A 17,944-nucleotide genomic window follows, 5' to 3' on the forward strand; every position below is an offset into this window, starting at 1 on the left:
GATGAGCCAGGAATCTCCCCAGCAACAGGGCGCGGCGCAGGCCGCGGAACAGGCCGGCGGGTCGCTGATCGACCAGCTGATCGAATCGACCCGCGTCAAGCCCGGCGACGATGCGTATTCGATTACCCGCCAGGGGCTGGAAGCCTTCGTGGCGGAGCTGCTCGAACCCAACCGCGCGAAAGAGAAAGTCAGCCAGGGCCTGATCGACGAGATGATCGCCGGCCTGGACCGCAAGCTGTGCCGGCAGGTCGACGCGATCATGCACCAGGAACAGTTCCAGAAGCTGGAATCGGCCTGGCGGTCGCTGAAGTTCCTGGTCGACAGGACCGATTTCCGCGAAAACAACCGCATCGAAATCCTGAACGTGTCCAAGCAGGCGCTGCTGGAAGATTTCGAAGATGCTTCGGACATCACGCGCTCGGGCTTGTACAAGGCCGTGTATACGGCCGAGTTCGGCCAGTTCGGCGGCGAACCGTTCGGCACCATTATCGGCAACTATGAGTTCGGCCCCGGCGGGCAGGACATCAAGCTGCTGCAATCCGTGGCCAGCGTCGCCGCCATGGCGCACACGCCGTTCATCGCTTCGGCCGGGCCGCAGTTCTTCGGCATGGACGCCTATGCCGGCCTGCCGAACCTGAAAGACCTGGCCGCGGTATTCGAAGGCCCGCAGTACGCGAAGTGGAATGCCTTCCGGCAGACCGAGGACGCGCGCTTCGTGGGGCTGACCCTGCCCAACTTCCTGCTGCGCGTGCCGTACGGCGACGATACCGTGCCGACCAAGCAGTTCCGCTACAACGAGGACGTGTCAGGCGGCAGCAAGGAGTTCCTGTGGGGCAACGCGGCCTTCGCGTTCGCCAGCCGCCTGTCGGAAAGCTTCGCCCAGTACCGCTGGTGCGCCAACATCATCGGCCCGCAAGGCGGCGGCACGGTCGGCGACCTGCCGGTCTACAACTATGAGGCCATGGGCGAGACGCAGACCAAGATCCCCACCGAGGTGCTGATCTCGGAGCGGCGCGAATTCGAACTGGCCGAACAGGGCTTCATTGCGCTGACCATGCGCAAGAACACCGACAACGCCGCGTTCTTTTCCGCCAATTCGGTGCAGAAGCCCAAGTTCTTCGGCAACAACAAGGAAGGCAAGGAAGCGGAGCTGAACTACAAGCTCGGCACGCAACTGCCCTACATCTTCGTCGTGAGCCGGCTGGCGCATTACATCAAGGTGATCCAGCGCGAGAACATCGGGACGTGGAAGGAGCGCACCGACCTGGAATCGGAGCTGAACAACTGGATCCGCCAGTACGTCGCGGATATGGACAACCCGGCGGCCGGCGTGCGCAGCCGCCGCCCGTTGCGCCAGGCCGAAATTACCGTGTCGGATGTGGAAGGTGATCCGGGATGGTACCGAGTGGGCCTGAAAGTGCGACCCCATTTCAAGTACATGGGTGCGTCTTTCACGCTTTCCCTGGTGGGCAAGCTCGACAAGAGCTGACCCATTGTCAACCCGGCAATGGCGTGCCGGCTGCCACCGGCACGCCGCCGGACCTGCATTCAACGCAGATACTTTTTTCAACTGCAAGGAGTAATTTACCATGGCTATGCCGTGCTACCTGACCCTCGAAGGGCAAAACCAAGGCAAGATCGAAGGGTCGTGCGAAGTCAGCGGACACGAGGGCAAGATCCTCGTCCAGGCCGTCGACCATTCCATCGAACTGCCCAAGAACCCGCAAACCGGACTGCCTTCGGGCAAGCGCCAGCACCTGGGCATCACCCTGGTGAAGGAAATCGACAAGTCGTCTCCCAAGCTGTACCAGGCGCTGTGCTCGGGCGAGCAGCTGAAGTCGGTGCTGCTGGAGTTCTACCGTATCAGCCCCAAGGGTACGGAAGAAAAGTACTACACCATCAAGCTCGAAAAGGCGGTGATCGTGGCCACGCACCTGTGGGTGCCCAACTGCCTGCAGCCCGACAATCGCCAGCTGGGCCACATGGAAGACATCGGCATGACCTACGAGAAGATCGTATGGACGTGGGAGCCGGACGGCATCGAATCGGAAGATTCGTGGCTGGCGCCGAAGTAACTGCGTGAGAACGCGGGCCCTTTGGGGCCCGCCACTGCCCCATGAGAGAACTTCGATTGCTGGAACGCGTGGCCGGCCTGGGTGGCGACATGCAGCGTTCGCACATTACCCGCGCAGAGATCCTGGTCGAGTCGATCCTGAACCATCTCAGGCGCATTCTCAACACGCGCCAGGGCAGCGTGCCCATCGACCCGTCGTTCGGCGTGCCGGATTTCACCAACCTGGCGGGGTCGTTTGCCACCGGCACCACCGGCCAGATGATCGAAGACATGAACCGCATGATCCAGCGCTACGAGCCGCGGCTGCGCCAGCCGCGGATCACCTTCGCCGAGTCCCAGGACGAGGTGCTGTCGCTGGCGTTTTCCATCTCTGGCCTGATCGCCGTGGATGACCACGAAATACCCGTACGTCTGACCTCGCACGTGGCCGCCAACGGCCATGTGTCCTTGAAAAGGCAATAGGCCATGCTGAATCGCTACTACGAACAGGAACTGGGCTACCTGCGCACGCTCGCGGCTGAATTCGCCGCCAGCAATCCCGCGCTGGCCCCGCTTCTGGGCGCAGGCAGCGCCAGCGACCCCGATGTGGAACGCCTGCTGGAAGGCGTCGCCTTCATGACGGGGCTGATGCGGCACCGGCTGGACGACGATTTTCCCGAATTCATCCAGAACCTGGCGCAACTGCTGTTTCCGCACATGCTGCGGCCCCTGCCCTGCATGACCATCATGCGCTACCGGCCCCGCGCCGCGCTGGAGGGGCCGGTGACCATCCCGGCGGGCACCGAGTTCGCCTCTGTGCCGGTGGACGGCCTGCGGGCCATATTCCGGGCTTCGTTCCCGGTCACCCTCGAGCCCGTGGCGCTGTCGAGCGCCCAGTGGGAAGGCGGCGGCACCCAGGCGCGGTCGCTGCGGCTGCAATTCCGCCTGGCCGGCCTGCCGGGCGCGCCCTGGGCCGGCGACAGCCTGCGGTTCTTCCTGGGCGACGCGCACGCCGACGCGGCGCGCCTGTATCTGCTGCTGCTGCGCCATGTGCGCGAAGTGCGCATCAGCGCCGAGGGCGGCCCGCTGACCGTGCTGCCCGCCAGCGCCATCCAGCCGGCCGGCCTGCACCCCGACCTGGAACTGCTGCCGTGGCCGCGCGGCGCGCACCCGGCCTGGCGCGTGCTGTACGAGTACTTCGCGCTGCCCGAAAAACTGCTGTTCCTGGACATCTCCGGCTTTTCCCGCTGGACCTCGCGCGGCACGGGCGACCGGTTCTCGGTGCAGATCATGTTCGACCAGGTGCCCGACTGGGCGCCCGCCGTCGGCGCGTCGAGCTTCATTCTGAACGCGACGCCGGCGGTCAACCTGTTCAAGCACGACGCGCATCCGATCCGGATCGACCATTTGCAGCCTGATTACCGCATCCGGCCGATCGCGCGCGGCAACCGGTCGGTGGAGCAGATTTTTTCCGTGGACAGCGTGCAGGCGCGCACCCCCGACGGCCGCGAGCAGGAATACCATGCTTTCTCGGCCATGCAGGGCGAGGATGCCGCCTCGTACAACCTCAGCATCCGCGCCTCGGCCCTGCACCGCGGCCATGACCATTTCCTGAGCCTGCCTTATGTCGGCGGCGAGACGCCGCAGGCCCTGACCCTGTCGACGCGGCTGACCTGCACGCATGGCGCGCTGCCGCAAGGCTTGCGGCTGGGCGATGTGTGCGAGCCCACCGACAGCTCGCCGGCGCGGGTGGAATTCAGCAACATCCACGGCATTACGTCGTACAGCCCGCCCGTGATCGACAGCGCCCTGCTATGGCGCGTGCTGTCCCATTTGAACGCCAACCATCTGGCGCTTGCCAACGAGGGGCAGCTGCGCGACCTGCTGTCGCTGTACGTGCCGGCCCGCCAGGCCGATGCGCAACGCCATGCCGCCGCGCGCCGCAGCATCGAGTCGATCGGCCAGGTCACTGTCGAGCCGGTGCGCCGCATTGTGCACGGCATGCCGGTGCAGGGCAATGAGGTGCGCATTGAATGCCGGGGCGACCACTTTCCCGGCCGCGGCAGCCTGTTCCTGTTCGGCACGGTGCTGGACGAATTCCTGGCCGGCACGACCGCCATCAACACCTTCAGCGCCCTGACGCTGGTGGACATCGTCAACGGAGAGACTCTGGAATGGCCAGCGAAGATCGGTCGCTATCGCCTGCTGTGACGTCCGCCGGGGCCGACCCGCTGCTGGCGCAAGGGCATCGCTACGCTTTTTTCCAGGCGTTGCGGCTGCTGCGCCTGCGCAGCGCCGACGCGCAGGAATTCTCGCAGAACGTGCGCGTGCGCCCTGCCGCCACGCTGTCGTTCCCGGATCGCGACATCGAAGAGATCCAGCTCGACGAGGCCGGCAAGTACCGGATCACCGCCAACTTCTTCGGCCTGTACGGCGTTACCTCGCCCCTGCCGACGTTTTATACCGAAGACCTGATCGAAGAGCAGCTGCAGGGCAGTTCGACGGCGCGCGATTTCATCGACATTCTGCACGCCGCTCTGTATCCGCTGCTGTTCCGCGCCTGGGAAAAAAACCGCACCTGGCTGGCGGTGGCCGAGCGGCAGGATGCCAATCGCCTGGACCATCTGTATGCGCTGGTGGGCATGGGCGGCGGCGCCGGCACGCATCACCCGGGAGTGCGCGGCCTGCTGCCGCACGCAGGCAATTTCAACCAGTTTCCCCGCTCCGCGTTGGGCCTGCAGTCGTTGGCGGCAGGCCTGCTGGATGAACTGCCCGTGGACGTGGAGCCATGCGTGCCCGAAATCGTCTCGATTCCCGAGCCGGCGCGCTGCCTGCTGGCGGAGCAGGCCTGCGAGCTGGGCGAGAACGCCATGCTGGGCAGCCGGATCGCCGAGCGGGCGGGCGGCCTGATCGTGCATATCGGCCCGATTCCGGCCCACCGGCTGCAAGACCTGCTGCCCGGCGCGGCGCTGCACGAGCGCCTGGTGCACGCCATTACGCTGTACCTGCGCGCGCCGCTGCGCTGTGTGCTGGGCCTGCGGGTCGAGCCGCGGCAGCGGCAAGGCGCCCGCCTGGGCGAAGGCTGGTGCCAGCTTGGCCTGGACACCTGGCTGCCCGAAAACATGCCGGGGGATGCCGAGAGCCCGTGGCCCCGTTACGACGAAGTCTTCCTGTCCATCGACACCGATCCGACACGAATTTCCAAAGAGGTCCTGCAATGATGCTGGTAGAACTGAAGCCCCTGTTCGCGCGCCTGAACCCTCACTGCTCGGCCGCCCTGGAGGGCGCCGCCGGCCTGACGCTGGCCCGCAATCATTACGAGATCGCGGTCGAGCACATGCTGCGCCGCCTGATCGAGGCGCCGGACGGCGACGCGGCGCGCATCCTCGCGCATTTCGATATTGATGCGCTGCGCCTGACCGCCCAGCTGGATGACGCGCTGGGGCAGTTGAAGAACGGCAATCCGGGGCGGCCCGTCTTTGCCGGGCTGCTTACCGAATGGGTGCAGGAATCGTGGCTGGCGGCCTCGATCACGCTGGGCCAGAGCCGCGTGCGCAGCGGCGCCATGTTGCTGGCGCTGGTTTCGCGCCTGAGCTATTACGGAGCCGGCACGCGCTACGCGGAAACATTGCGAGCGATCTCGCGCGAGCAGCTGGCGGCCGAATTCGACAGCATTGTCGATGGATCCAGTGAAACCGACATGCGCATCGCCGACGGCGCGGCGGGTGCGGCAGATAGTGCCGCGGCGGGCGCGGGCGCGGGGGAAGCGGCCATCGGACGCTTCTGCGAGGACTTCACCGCCAAGGCCCGCGCCGGCAAGATCGACCCGGTGTTCGGCCGCGACAATGAAATCCGGCAGATGATCGACATTCTGGCGCGCCGCCGCAAGAACAATCCCATTTGCGTGGGCGAGCCGGGGGTGGGCAAGACCGCGGTGGTCGAGGGCCTGGCCCTGCGCATCGTCAATGGCGATGTGCCCGACTTCCTGCGCGATACGCGCCTGCTGGGGCTGGACCTGGGCCTGCTGGAAGCGGGGGCCAGCGTCAAGGGCGAATTCGAGAACCGGCTGCGCGGCGTCATCGACGAGATCAAGGGCTCGGTCAAGCCGATCATCCTGTTCATCGACGAGGCGCACATGCTGATCGGCGCCGGCGGCCAGAGCGGCGGCTCGGATGCCGCCAATCTGCTCAAGCCCGCCCTGGCGCGCGGTGAACTGCGCACGGTGGCGGCCACCACCTGGTCCGAATACAAAAAGTACTTCGAGAAAGACCCCGCCCTGGCGCGCCGCTTTCAATTGGTGAAGCTGGACGAGCCCGATGTGCTGACGGCCGTGCAGATCCTGCGCGGCCTGAAAGACCGTTATGAAGCGGCCCATGGCGTCACGGTGCGCGACGACGCCATCGTGGCGGCCGCCGAATTGTCGGATCGCTACATTACGGGGCGGCTGCTGCCCGACAAGGCCGTCGACCTGCTGGACACGGCGGCGGCGCGGGTGCGCATCGGCCTGGGCGTGAAGCCGGCCGAGCTGGAAAGCCTGGAAAGCCGCCTGGCCGGCCTGGAACGCGAGCGCGCGGCGCTGGCGCGCGACCTGCAGTTCCAGCCCGGCAGCTACAGCGACAGGCTGGGCGAGATCGAAACGGAACGCGTGGACCTGCAGGCGCAGCGCGATGCGCTGGAAACCCGCTGGAAGATTGAAAAGGAAGCGGCAGAGGCCGTGTTGGCGCTGCGGCGCCAGTTGGGAGCGGCGCAGGACACCGCCACCGAACTCCCGATCGAAACCCCGTCGGAAAACACTGAAGCGCCTGCTGCCGCGCCGGGCGCCGGGCCGGCGGCAGCGCCGGAAGACGAGCCGGCCGCGGATGCCGCCGCGGCGCCGCCGGCCACGCCGCAAGCCCTGTCCGGGCAGCTGGATGCGGCCCGCGACAAACTGAAGAGCCTGCAGGGTGATTCACCCCTGGTGTTCATCGAAACCGACCCCGACGCCGTGGCGCGCGTGGTATCCGACTGGACCGGCGTGCCCCTGGGCAAGATGCAGCGCGACGCCGTCAGCGGCGTGCTGGCGCTGGCCGACCGCATCAAGGAACGCATACGCGGCCAGGACCATGCGGTCGACCAGATCGCGGCCACGGTCAAGGCGGCCCAATCGGGCCTGCGCGACCCGCAGCAGCCCCTGGGTGTGTTCTTGCTGGTGGGCCCGTCCGGCGTGGGCAAGACCGAAACCGGCCTGGCCGTGGCCGACCAGCTGTTCGGCGGCGAGCATGCGCTGGTGTCCGTCAATATGAGCGAGTTCCAGGAAAAGCATACCGTCAGCCGCCTGGTCGGCTCCCCGCCGGGCTACGTGGGCTACGGCGAAGGCGGCGTGCTGACCGAGGCCGTGCGTAAGCGCCCCTATTCGGTGGTGCTGCTGGACGAAGTGGAAAAAGCCCATCTGGACGTCGTCAACCTGTTCTATCAAGTGTTCGACAAGGGCACGCTGGCCGACGGCGAAGGCCGCGTGATCGACTTCAGCAACACGGTGGTGTTTCTGACCAGCAACCTGGCTACCGAGGAAATCGTGCGGCTGACGCGCGACGGCCGGCCCGACACCGAGGCGCTGACAACGGCCATACACCCTGTGCTGGCCAAGCATTTCAAGCCTGCGCTGCTGGCGCGCATGACCGTCGTGCCCTACTACACCTTGCCGCCGTCCGAGCTGGCCGGCATTGTCGACCTGAAACTGAACAAGCTGGCGCAGCGGCTGGCGGCGGCCAACCGCATCCAGCTCAGTTTCGACGCCGCGGTGCGCGACACCATTGCCGCCCGCTGCACCGAAGTCGACAGCGGCGCCCGCAACATTGACTTTATTTTGCGCAAGAGCCTGATGCCCTTGCTGTCGGATACGGTGCTGTCGGCCTTGGCCGAAGGCCGTACCCTGAGCGCCCTGCACGTGGCGCCGGACGATAACAGCGGCTGGACCATCGCCGCCACAGAGACCTGAACCCATGACCAGCCCTTACGACTACCGCCTGGACTGCCGCGCCCTGTACGACCTGGTGCCGGGCCAGACCATCAACGTCACGCACTGGCGCGGCACCGAGGCGGTTTCGCGCCCCTACCGCTTCGAAATCACTTTCGCGGTGCGCCAGGCTGACCTGGCTTTGGAAAAACTGCTGAACCAGCCGGCAACCCTGTCCGCCCACAAACCGGACGGCAGCGTGCTGCGCTGGCACGGCATTGTGACGCAAGGCGCGCAGCGGGGCGCCGATGAGACTTATGACTACTACCAAGTGGTTCTGGAGCCCCGGATGGTGCGGCTGCGCCACCTGAAATGGTCGGACATCTACCTGAACCAGCAGCTCGACGACATTATCCGGCAGCTGCTGCGCCTGGCCGATCTCGACGAACCTTACAGCAGCGCCGATGCGCCTTACGATTACCGCATCGCGGCCAGCCAGCTGGCCGCCACCCGGACGCCGTTCGCCTGCCAGTTCGAGGAAACCTGCCTGGACTTCCTGATGCGCAAGCTGGAGTTCTACGGCGTGTACTTCTGGTTCGAGCAAGGCGAGAGCCAGGAATCGGTGGTGTTTGCCAACAACGTCGACCAGCAGCCTTCCGACGCGGACAGCGTGGTGTACTACCCCAAGGGAGTGATCGATCCCGATGCGCGGGAAGTCGCGCTGACGCGGCTGAACCGGCGCGTCAGCCTGCATCCCGGCACCGTGACGCTGCACGATTCGAACGATCTGGGCAACACCACCCTGTCATTGGCCAGCAGCGCCAGCGTGCCGGCCCCCACGGCCGGCTTTGGCGAAGTGCATCTTGCCGAAGATCATTTCGAGACGCTGCAGGACGAGAACAGCGTCGCGGGGGCCACGCTGGCGATCTGGCGCGGCCAGGAGCTGGCGTGCGAACGCCTGCGGATCGACGGCGAGGCGCGCACGCCCGGCGTCTGCGCGGGCCGCATCATCGAGGTATCGGAATATCTGCGCGGCACGGATCCCGGCCAGTACTACGTGATCGAGATTACGCACGAGGGTACCCAGACACTGGAAACCGCACCCGAAACCGATGCGCCCGCCTACGTGGCGCGCTTCATGGCGCTGCCGCGCTGGCAGGACATTGGCGATTCGGATCGGCAGCCACTGCAATTCCGGCCTGCACGCGTGACTGCCGTGCCGATCATATCGCGCCTGGTCAACGGGTTTGTGGATATCGACACGCCCAACGAACCGAAACAATATGCGCAGCCCGACGACGACGGCCGCTACAAGGTGCGGTTCTCGTTTCCGCGCCAGCGCTACGCCGGCAACCAGAATTCAGCCTGGCTGCGCATGGCCACGCCATATGCGGGCGGCGCCGCGACATCGGGCCTGGGCAGCGCAGGCATGCATTTTCCGCTGCGCGAAGGCACCGAAGTGTTGATTGCATTCCTGAACGGCAATCCGGACCGGCCGGTGATCATGTCGACATTGCCCAATGTGGAATCCCCCAGCGTGGTCAATGCGCAGAATTCGGCCGACCATGTGATCCGCACCCCTTCCGGCAATGTGCTGGCCATGACCGATGCGTCCCAGAGCGCATCGAGCGACGGCGAGAACACCGGCCTGCCGGGCATTTATCTGGGCACCAACACCGCCTCGACATCCCTGAACCTGGGCGCGGCGCATGACAGCAGCATGCAGTCCGGTTTCAACCTGACCACAAGCGCCTCGGGCCATATCAACGCGGACGGCGGCATGGTGATCGAGGTGCCGGGACATTTGAAGATAGCCGCGGGCAGCTCCGGAGCAAAGGGGGTCCTCTCCAAGACAGTCCAGGGGTTGCCGTCTGGCATTTCCGTAGGGGAAAACATGGGCATCGTCGTCCAGAACTTTCTGGGCGTCAGGATCATAGGAGTCGAAGGAATTTCCGTCAACAACCATTTTGGCGGCAAACTCGACATGATGGAATTGTTTTCCTTCCTGGTGACATTAGGCGTTGGGAAGCAGATTCATTTACTGCAGAAAAAAGTGGTGAACCCCAACTCAAACTACGCCACTGCCGCACTGCATTGGGTCGCGGGCCAGTGGAAAAACGTTCTGCTGAATAAGCAGGAGAAAGCGGGGAACATTACCGTTCTGGGGCTGGAATCGATCAAATCGGTTACCCCGGACTATTCGGTCAAAGCGGGGTCGAACCAGTTGTCGATGACGCCTATCAAGACGTCCTTGTCTGGCGCCAAAGTCGAGCTCAACGCACGCTACGTTAATGTCCAAGGGCTGGATGTGGCGATAAAGTCCGAAATGGATCTGCAACTGAAGGCTGACGACGTTTATACGAACGCCCTGGGGATAAGCATGACCGCAGTACAGAATGTACGAGTCAATGCTGCCAAGACCATCATCATGGGCGAGATCATCCAGCTGGGCTGATGCTGCCATGAAAATCACCAAACCCGACGATGTGATACTGCTTCTGGGGCGCCAGTCTCATGGCGGCCAGCCAAGCCTGGCTATCACCGTGGGATATGCCTGCGGGACTGACGGCGTCCGGTTGACCGAGCAGCAGGCCTGGGCCTGGCTTGCCCCCATGTTCGACAAAGAGCCGTTCGACCTGGGCGAGAAGAAGCTGCGCGGCGGCTATGCGGTGGCGGGCAGCGCGTGCGCGCCGGCCGGCGAGTCCGTGAACGGCCTTACCGTGCGCGCCGGCGTCGGCAGGCTGGAAAAAAGCCTGCTGGTGCAGGGCGACCGATATTGGACCAGAGGCGTGGCCGGCTGGCAGGCGAGCGCGCCGCGGACGTTCGCGCGCATGCCGCTGGGGCTGGCGCGCGCCTATGGCGGCGGCGGCTGGGCGCACAACCCTCAAGGGCGGGGCCACTGTGCCGACCCGGACCAGGCCGAAGGCACCGCGCTGCCGAATGTCGAGCACCCCGATCATCCGGTGCTCAAGCCATCCGATGTGCCTCCGCTGGCGACGCTGGGCCCCCTGCCGCAAGGCAGCCCGGCGCGCGCGCGCTGGCTGGGAACGCTGGACGCGGCATGGCAGCGCCGCCGGCTGCCTTGGCTGCCCGACGATACCGACCCGCGCTGGTTCGACAGAATGGAACAGGATCAATGCCAGGACGATTACTGGCGCGGCGACGAGACTTGGTTCGCCGAGCACATGCATCCTGGCCACACCGTCCTGCGCGGCAAGCTGCCGGGCCTGCGCCCGCGCCTGCTGCTGCGCAGCGATCGCACGCCCGAGCAGCGCAGCGAAGCGCGGCTGGATCTGGATACGGTGTGGCTGTTTCCCACCGATGAGCGCGTGGTGGTGCTGTATCGTTCCAGCGTGGCGGTCAGGCGCGAAGACGCTGAAGACATGCTGGGGCTGGCCGTCTTCACCGAGGCAATGGATGAGCAGGCACAGCCGCTCGAACATTGGGCCGCCGTGTGGCGGCAACAGGAAGAAGCCGCGGCCGCACCCGCCGAGCCTGTCGTGCCTGCCGCGGTCGCCGCGGCCAGAGAGGCCGATCAAGCCGCCGGCATGGCGGAAATAGAAGCGGCGGCCCAGGAGGCACAGGCGCACGAAAAGGCCGTGCTTAAAGAGCTCGGCGACGAACAGCAAGCAGCCATCGACGAAATCGACCGCTACAGGAAGGCGGCGGGCCTGTCGCCTGCCAGCGAGGTGCTCCAGAGAGCCAAGGCACAGTATGGACATCTGGAAGAGTCGCCGCCCGATATGGACGATTGGCCCGACGATCCGGTGGCATTTGCCCGGGCCGTGCAGAGCTATCTGGATCACGAGCTGGCCCAGGCCGAGGACGAGGCGCGCACCTACTTGAAAGCGCAAGGCCGGGACTTTGACAAAGTCATGGCCAGGGCCAAGGCCGAAGCCCCTCTTCACGACAGCCACGATCTGGCCAAGACACTGGCCGCCATGCCCATGGCGCCCGAGAAAAAGCAGGCCCTGTTAGAGAAATACCAGGTATTCACGAAAAAAATGGATGCCCTGGAGGCAGAGACGGACGAGCTGGAACGGGCCGCCGATGCCATGGCGGCAGAGGCCGCCGAGCCGCCTGCACCCGGCAACGATGAATCGCTGCCGCCCGGACAACGCACGGCGCTGGACCGCGAAACACTGCTGGCGCGGCATGCGGCGGGCCAGTCGTGCGCCTGGGCATTGCTGCAAGACCTGGACCTGTCGGATGTGCCGCTGCACGGCGTGGATCTTTCGAACGCGCAGATCGAGCGCTGCGTTCTGCGCCGCGCCGGCCTGGAGAACGCCAGGTTCCATGAAGCCGAGCTGCGGCAGTGCGATCTGGCGGGCGCCGGGCTGCAAGGTTCAAGTTTCAACCTGGCTCTGCTGACCGACTGCAAACTTGACGGCGTGTCGGCGCAAGGGGCCGATTTCTCGCAGGCGCGCCTGAAGACGGTCAGTCTGGCCAGGGCCGGCCTGGGCGCAACGCAATGGGTGCAAGCGCAGGTGGACGAATGCGGATTTGAACAGGCCGCCATGGACGCGGCTCAGGCAGGCCACGCGCAATTCACGGGCTGCCGCCTGTCGGGCCTGGATGCCGGGCGGGCCGATTTTTCCCGCGCCACGTTCGACCAATGCGTACTGACTGACGCGGTGTTCAACGAGGCCGCCCTGCCCCATGCCACGCTGACCGCCTGCCAGGCCGCCGGCGCCACGTTCGCCGGCGCCCGCATGCCTGGCCTGCGCACCCTGAAGAACAGCGATTTCAGCCGCGCCCGCCTGGACCGCGCACGCATGGAGGACGCCAGCCTGCAAGACACCTGCCTGGCCGGAGCCATTCTGCGCGAAGCGCGGCTGGATCGGAGCCTGGTCAAGAACTGCGATCTGGCCGGCACGGATGCCTGGCACGTGACGGCGCGGGCGGCCAATTTCACCGGCAGCCGCATCGCCCAGGCCAGCTGGCGCGGCGCCAACCTGATGCAGTCGCGCTGGCCGGAAGCCGTGCTGGAAGATGTGGATATGACCGGGGTCAACCTGCATGCGGCCGACACTCGCAGGGCGAGCGTGCAGGGCCTGAAGCTGGAGCAGGCCCTGCTGACCCGTTGCCGCCTGCTCGAGGACTACGCCAATGGCTGATGCCGGTATGAACCCTTTGATCGAGCAACTGCGCACCGGTCACGCCATCCCGGCCGACTCCCTGGCCGGCGCCGACTTGCGCGGCGCCGATCTGAAAGGCCTGCGTCTGCGGGGGCTGGACCTGCGCGGCGCGCGGCTGGACGGCGCCAATTTGTCAGAAACGGCCTGGCAGGCCTGCCACCTGGACGAGGCGCGGTTCGACCAGGCCATCTTGAGCGAAGCCTCTTTTACATCGTGCCAGGGGCGCGGCCTTTCCCTGCACGCGGCGCGCGCAGACCATGTGTGGATGCGGCAGTGCGCCTGGCAGGAAGCCGATTTTCGCCAGGCTGACCTGACCCGTTTTGCCGCGGTAAGCGTCGTTTTTTTCGGGTGCCGGCTGCAGGGGGCCGCGCTGGCCCAGGCATGGCTGTCGCAGTGCGACCTGTCGGGCCTGGATCTGTCTGGCGTGGCTTGGACGCAAACCCACTTTCCGGACTGCCAGCTGCGCGGCGCGCGCCTGGCCGGCGCCAGCCTGGCGCAATGCTCGTTCCACCGGGTCGACGGCAGCGCGGCTGATTTCACCGGCATCCAGGCGGCATCCGTGTCGTTTCATGGCGCGCGGCTCAATGACGCCAGGTTCGACGGCGCCCTGCTCGACGGCGCCATCTTCGACCAGGCGCGGCTCGACCACGCCAGTTTCTCGCGCGCATCGCTGCGTGCCGCCCGTTTGTATGGCGCCGGTTCTCTGGGCGTGAGCTTCGCCGACAGCCAGCTGGCCGAGGCCGACCTGTCTCATTTTCAGGCCGCCCACGCCGATTTCTCGCATGCCGACTTGAGCCGCGCGCGGCTGCATGCCGTGCAGCTGCCCGATGCCCTGTGGCGCGACGCCGTGCTGGATGATGTGCGCCGCGACGACCTCGAATTGCGTGCCGCCGAGCTGTGGCACCCCCCTGTGTAACTGCGAAAGGATTTCATCATGCTCCAACCGCTTGCCTCTACCCGCCCCGGCTGCGCCGATCCTGTTTTGCCCGCCGCCAACCAGGAGGCGAACCTGCAGCACGCCCGTCTGGTCATGAGCGATGGCAAGCGCTACGCCGCGCTGACCAGCCAGGGAACACAATGGGTCACGCCGGCCGCCGGATGCCTGCTGCAGCCCGCGGTCGGCGATCTGGCGCTGGTCAGCCTGGCCGCCGGCCAGGGGTACATCCTGACGGTCCTGGAGCGCGGCGCGCCGGAAACCCCCGCGGAGCTCACCGTGCCGGGGGATCTGCGCCTGTCGTTGCCGGAAGGACGCCTGGCGCTGGCCGCCGCGCGGGGCATTGCACTGGATGCGGGCCCCGCGCTGGATGTGGCGGCCCGGCACTTGAGCGCCGCGCTGCAAGGCGCCGACCTGGCCTGCCAGGCCTTGAAGCTGACCGGGGATGAAGCCTATACGCATTGGCATACCCGCACGGATGTGGCCGGCAGCCGCATGGACGTTGCCGCGCGCAGCGAAAGCCATGTACAGCACAGTGTGCGCCGCATTGCCGGCCACGAAGAGATAAGCGCGCAATCGGTGCGGCAGACGGTCGAGCAGGACTGGTCGGTGCGCGCCGACACGGCGAACCTGAAGGCGCGCGAGCGCGTGGCGCTGGATGCCGCGTCCGTGCAGCTGGGCTGAGGAGGCACATCATGTTTCTGTTGAACAATGCCGGCGCCATGGCCACCGCCACGGTGCCCGATGTGTGCCTGACGCCCGCGGCGCCCTCGCCCATTCCCGTGCCCTACCCCAATATCGCCACCAGCGACATGGCCGATCCCGCCGGGATCGTCGAGACCGTGCTGGTGGTAGCCATGCCGGCCTTGAACCTGGGCAGCAAGATCCTGCTCAGCAATGGCGACCAGGGCGGCACGGCGGGCGGCGGCGTGGCCTGCGGCCAGATCATGGGCGAAGCGGCATTCGTGAGCGGCAGCATGAGCGTCATGGTGGGCGGCAAACCGGGCGTCCAGTTGACCAGCCCGACCACCCACAATGCCAACAATACGATGGGCCTGGTGGCAAGCCCGAGCCAGACGATCGTGATGCTGATGGGATGAGAGGCGCCATGTCGATTCCGCACCGTCTGATTCTTTGCCGGCTGCTGCCCGCGGCGTTGTGCGTGGGCGCCCTGGCCGCGTGCAGTTCGCTGAACAGCATGATGGGCGGTTCGTCCGAACAGGACGCGCTGAAGGCGCTGAAATGGACCTATGCCGCCGACGGCGTGCAGATCGCAGTGACTGCCGACCCGCATTTGAATCAATCCGCCGACCAGCCCCACACCCTGGCCGTGGCGGTCGTGCAGATGGAAGATCCCAACGCCTTCACCGCCGCCACCGCCAACAGCGCCAAGCTGACCGCCCTGTTGCTGGGCAGCAGCCCTCCTCCGGGCATGCTGGCGCTGAACCGCGTTTTCATTTCGCCCGGCGAGCAGCGCACCATTACCCTTGCGCGCGTCGAGAAAGCCCAGTACGTGGGCCTGGCCGCCGGCTACTACCACCTGGATCCGGCCCGCAGCGTCCGCCTGTACCGCATCGGCGTGGAAGTGGATTCGTCAGGCATCATCGTCACGACCCGCAACGCCACGCCCGAGCCCCTGAAGATCGATCTGCGGCTGGGGCCCGACGGCATCCAGGAAGCGCCCGGCACCCGCACTCCCCCGGTGCCGCTGACCAAGCCGCAGGCCGGCCCGGTGCCGCCGCCGGCTCCCGCGGCCGCGCCTGCCGGCCAGCCCGCCACTCAACCTTGAGCCTTTTACTCGCCGAATAACGATGAAGCCACTTAATCAACCACTGTTCTGGCACCAGGGCCTGTTTCTGCAGCCTCATCATTTCCAATACCAGGACGCCTGGATCGTGCGAAACCTGGCGCGGCAACTGGACATGGTCATGCCGTGGGGCTGGGGGTTCGGCGCCCTGCAGATCGACGACACCGCGCTGGCGGCGCGCCATTTCGTGGTGGACCAGCTCACGCTGCGATGGCCCGACGGAACCTTGACGGAGTATCCCGGCAACGCGCGCATCGAGTCGCTGCGCTTCGAGCTGGCCGATTTTTCCCAGGGCCCCCGCACGCTGTATGCGGGGCTGCGCCGCCATGTCGAAGGCCAGCCCAGCGTGCAGAAGTTCGAGAACCTGGACGATGCCGCCCAGGCCAACGCCCGCCTGGTCGTTCCCGCCGATCCGCAACGGGTGCCCGACCGCTATGCCCAGGGCCCGGCGGGCCGGGTCACGCTGATGACCTACGTGCTGCGGCTGTTCTGGGAAGAAGAACTGGACAACCTGGGCGACTATGATTTGCTGCCCATCGCCCGGCTGGAGCAGGACGGCGAAGTGGTGCGCATGATGCCCCGTTTCGTGCCGCCGTGCCTGAACCTGGCGGCCTCGCCGCAGCTGCAGCAGATGCTGCGCGAATTGCGCGACGAAGTCATCGGGCGGGCGCGCCAGCTCGAGGTGTTCAAGCAGCCGGTGGCCAGCCGTTCGGACGATGCGCAGTTCACGCCCGTGCTGGCCCTGTCGGTGCTGAACCGCTACGGCCCGCAGATCACCCACCTGATCGAGTCGCCGCAGACGCATCCCTGGACGATATACGGCGTACTGCGGCAGCTGGCCGGCGAGCTGAGCACATTTTCGGAGTTCTGCGACCTGCTGGGCGAAACGCGCGACAGCCAGCAGCTGGTTCCGCCCTACAAGCACACCGACATCGGCCAGGCCTACAGCGCCACCATGGACCTGATCCGCCGGCTGCTCAATGAAATCACCGTCGGCCCCGAGATGCTGGTGCATTTCGAGCAGGACGGCACCACTTCCAATCTGTACCGGGCCGAGATGCCGGATAACTTTTTCGGCCCCCGCCATCGTTATTACCTGATGGCGCGCAGCGCGGCCACCACCGAATCCAGGGAACTGGGCGAGCTGATTCTGATGGAGGCCAAGCTGGGCACGCCGGACCAGATCGAGACTCTGGTGACCCGTTCATTGCCCGGCCTTGAACTGTTGCCGCTGCAAGCGCTGCCGCTGGGCATGCCGCGGCGCGCGGGCGCAACGTACTTCCGCCTGGAAAGCCTGTCCGATGCCTGGGACGAGGTGCTGCGCGACAGGCGGCTGGCGTTTTTCATGCCGGATGCTCCCGCCGACCTGCGGCTGGAACTCATCGTAATCAAAGGATAAGCCGTGCGCCTGAGCAACTTCTGGGTTCCCGCCATCGAATCGGCCCGCGCGGCGCTGTCGCAATCCACCCTGGATGCGCCGGCGCTGTCGGCGCAATTGCAGGCCACCCTCGATGCCGCGGCCGGCCGCGCGCAGGACCAGGGCTTTTCGCATGACGATGTGCAGCTCGCCCTGTTTGCCGTGGTGGCGTGGATCGACGAGCAGGCCATGTCGCGTGAGTGGCCGGGGGCCTCGGCCTGGCGGCTGGCGCCCCTGCAGCGCCACTACTTCGCCACGACCCGGGCCGGCGCCGCGTTCTTCGAAAAGCTCGAGGCCCTGCCGGATGATGCCGCCGATGTGCGTGAGGTGTACGGGCTGGCGCTGCTGGCGGGCTTTCATGGGCGATACACGCATCGGCCGCCCGGCGAACTGGCGGAGTACCGCCGGGCCGTGCTCGAGCGCATCGCCCAGGAGCGCGAAATCAGTCCCCTGAGCGCGGACCAGCCGCTGTTTCCTCAAGCGGGCGCGCTGGCCAGGCGGCCTTTGCGCCATACGCGCGGCCTGGCGCCGTCGCTGGCCAGCCTGCTGTTGATCGTGGTGCCGCTGTGCGTGCTGCTGGGTCTTTATCTGTTTCTGGACCATCGCCTGGCGCAGAGCGCCGCGCAACTGATCGCGCCGCTTGCCGGCAGTCTTTGAACG

The 17,944-nt window shown here is 66.2% G+C and carries 14 protein-coding genes; all 14 read left to right on the top strand.

The genetic code is table 11. The features are described 5' to 3' along the window. The first annotated feature begins 1 nt into the window (after nucleotide 1). The 14 genes from tssC to J2P76_RS12925 all read left to right on the top strand — a co-directional run bounded on the left by tssC (nucleotide 2) and on the right by J2P76_RS12925 (nucleotide 17,941). A complete protein-coding gene (gene tssC, locus J2P76_RS12860) occupies nucleotides 2-1,489 on the top strand; it encodes a type VI secretion system contractile sheath large subunit (protein ID WP_207408043.1) in 1,488 nt (495 codons plus the stop codon). Nucleotides 1,490-1,589: 100 nt separating this feature from the next. After that, on the top strand, nucleotides 1,590-2,075 hold the full coding sequence (locus tag J2P76_RS12865; protein WP_207408045.1) for an Hcp family type VI secretion system effector: 486 nt from the start codon (nucleotides 1,590-1,592) through the stop codon (nucleotides 2,073-2,075). 41 nt (nucleotides 2,076-2,116) lie between these two features. Further along, a complete protein-coding gene (tssE, locus tag J2P76_RS12870; RefSeq protein ID WP_207408052.1) occupies nucleotides 2,117-2,536 on the top strand; it encodes a type VI secretion system baseplate subunit TssE in 420 nt (139 codons plus the stop codon). Between the two features lie 3 nt (nucleotides 2,537-2,539). Beyond that, a complete protein-coding gene (gene tssF / locus J2P76_RS12875) occupies nucleotides 2,540-4,264 on the top strand; it encodes a type VI secretion system baseplate subunit TssF (RefSeq protein ID WP_207408057.1) in 1,725 nt (574 codons plus the stop codon). Further along, nucleotides 4,228-5,274, top strand: a complete 1,047-nt coding sequence (gene tssG, locus J2P76_RS12880) for a type VI secretion system baseplate subunit TssG (protein WP_207408059.1) — start codon at nucleotides 4,228-4,230, stop codon at nucleotides 5,272-5,274. Before tssF ends, tssG begins: the two co-directional genes overlap by 37 nt. Further along, nucleotides 5,271-8,030 carry a type VI secretion system ATPase TssH gene (tssH, locus tag J2P76_RS12885; RefSeq protein ID WP_207408061.1) on the top strand — a complete coding sequence of 920 codons (2,760 nt, stop codon included), beginning with the start codon at nucleotides 5,271-5,273 and terminating at the stop codon, nucleotides 8,028-8,030. The genes tssG and tssH overlap by 4 nt, the downstream gene beginning before the upstream one ends. A gap of 4 nt (nucleotides 8,031-8,034) precedes the next feature. After that, entirely contained in the window at nucleotides 8,035-10,443 is a 2,409-nt protein-coding gene (locus tag J2P76_RS12890; RefSeq protein ID WP_207408063.1) for a type VI secretion system Vgr family protein, read from the top strand. 7 nt (nucleotides 10,444-10,450) lie between these two features. Then, complete coding sequence (locus tag J2P76_RS12895) at nucleotides 10,451-13,105, top strand: DUF2169 family type VI secretion system accessory protein (protein WP_207408065.1); 2,655 nt, start codon at nucleotides 10,451-10,453, stop codon at nucleotides 13,103-13,105. Nucleotides 13,106-13,112: 7 nt separating this feature from the next. Beyond that, nucleotides 13,113-14,042: a pentapeptide repeat-containing protein gene (locus tag J2P76_RS12900; RefSeq protein WP_207408067.1), complete on the top strand. Its 930-nt coding sequence runs from the start codon at nucleotides 13,113-13,115 to the stop codon at nucleotides 14,040-14,042. Between the two features lie 18 nt (nucleotides 14,043-14,060). Further along, on the top strand, nucleotides 14,061-14,744 hold the full coding sequence (locus J2P76_RS12905; protein ID WP_207408069.1) for a DUF3540 domain-containing protein: 684 nt from the start codon (nucleotides 14,061-14,063) through the stop codon (nucleotides 14,742-14,744). A gap of 11 nt (nucleotides 14,745-14,755) precedes the next feature. Continuing rightward, on the top strand, nucleotides 14,756-15,160 hold the full coding sequence (locus tag J2P76_RS12910) for a DUF4150 domain-containing protein (protein WP_207408071.1): 405 nt from the start codon (nucleotides 14,756-14,758) through the stop codon (nucleotides 15,158-15,160). An 8-nt stretch (nucleotides 15,161-15,168) separates the two neighbouring features. After that, nucleotides 15,169-15,849, top strand: coding sequence for a type VI secretion system lipoprotein TssJ (gene tssJ / locus J2P76_RS12915; protein WP_242697365.1), 681 nt, complete (start codon nucleotides 15,169-15,171; stop codon nucleotides 15,847-15,849). Between the two features lie 22 nt (nucleotides 15,850-15,871). After that, a complete protein-coding gene (tssK, locus tag J2P76_RS12920; RefSeq protein ID WP_207408080.1) occupies nucleotides 15,872-17,266 on the top strand; it encodes a type VI secretion system baseplate subunit TssK in 1,395 nt (464 codons plus the stop codon). A 3-nt stretch (nucleotides 17,267-17,269) separates the two neighbouring features. Then, nucleotides 17,270-17,941 carry a DotU/TssL family secretion system protein gene (locus J2P76_RS12925; protein WP_207408082.1) on the top strand — a complete coding sequence of 224 codons (672 nt, stop codon included), beginning with the start codon at nucleotides 17,270-17,272 and terminating at the stop codon, nucleotides 17,939-17,941. Nucleotides 17,942-17,944 lie beyond the last annotated feature (3 nt).

The organism is Bordetella petrii (assembly GCF_017356245.1).
Taxonomy (GTDB): domain Bacteria; phylum Pseudomonadota; class Gammaproteobacteria; order Burkholderiales; family Burkholderiaceae_B; genus Bordetella_A; species Bordetella_A petrii_D.

What these genes read in the sequence shown, in the direction of transcription:
- J2P76_RS12890 (WP_207408063.1), top strand. Translation starts at nt 8,035, where the DNA reads ATGACCAGCCCTTACGACTACCGCCTGGACTGCCGCGCCCTGTACGAC.
- tssK (WP_207408080.1), top strand. Translation starts at nt 15,872, where the DNA reads ATGAAGCCACTTAATCAACCACTGTTCTGGCACCAGGGCCTGTTTCTG.
- tssJ (WP_242697365.1), top strand. Translation starts at nt 15,169, where the DNA reads ATGTCGATTCCGCACCGTCTGATTCTTTGCCGGCTGCTGCCCGCGGCG.
- tssG (WP_207408059.1), top strand. Translation starts at nt 4,228, where the DNA reads ATGGCCAGCGAAGATCGGTCGCTATCGCCTGCTGTGACGTCCGCCGGG.
- tssC (WP_207408043.1), top strand. Translation starts at nt 2, where the DNA reads ATGAGCCAGGAATCTCCCCAGCAACAGGGCGCGGCGCAGGCCGCGGAA.
- tssF (WP_207408057.1), top strand. Translation starts at nt 2,540, where the DNA reads ATGCTGAATCGCTACTACGAACAGGAACTGGGCTACCTGCGCACGCTC.
- tssH (WP_207408061.1), top strand. Translation starts at nt 5,271, where the DNA reads ATGATGCTGGTAGAACTGAAGCCCCTGTTCGCGCGCCTGAACCCTCAC.
- J2P76_RS12900 (WP_207408067.1), top strand. Translation starts at nt 13,113, where the DNA reads ATGAACCCTTTGATCGAGCAACTGCGCACCGGTCACGCCATCCCGGCC.
- J2P76_RS12865 (WP_207408045.1), top strand. Translation starts at nt 1,590, where the DNA reads ATGGCTATGCCGTGCTACCTGACCCTCGAAGGGCAAAACCAAGGCAAG.
- J2P76_RS12895 (WP_207408065.1), top strand. Translation starts at nt 10,451, where the DNA reads ATGAAAATCACCAAACCCGACGATGTGATACTGCTTCTGGGGCGCCAG.
- J2P76_RS12910 (WP_207408071.1), top strand. Translation starts at nt 14,756, where the DNA reads ATGTTTCTGTTGAACAATGCCGGCGCCATGGCCACCGCCACGGTGCCC.
- tssE (WP_207408052.1), top strand. Translation starts at nt 2,117, where the DNA reads ATGAGAGAACTTCGATTGCTGGAACGCGTGGCCGGCCTGGGTGGCGAC.
- J2P76_RS12905 (WP_207408069.1), top strand. Translation starts at nt 14,061, where the DNA reads ATGCTCCAACCGCTTGCCTCTACCCGCCCCGGCTGCGCCGATCCTGTT.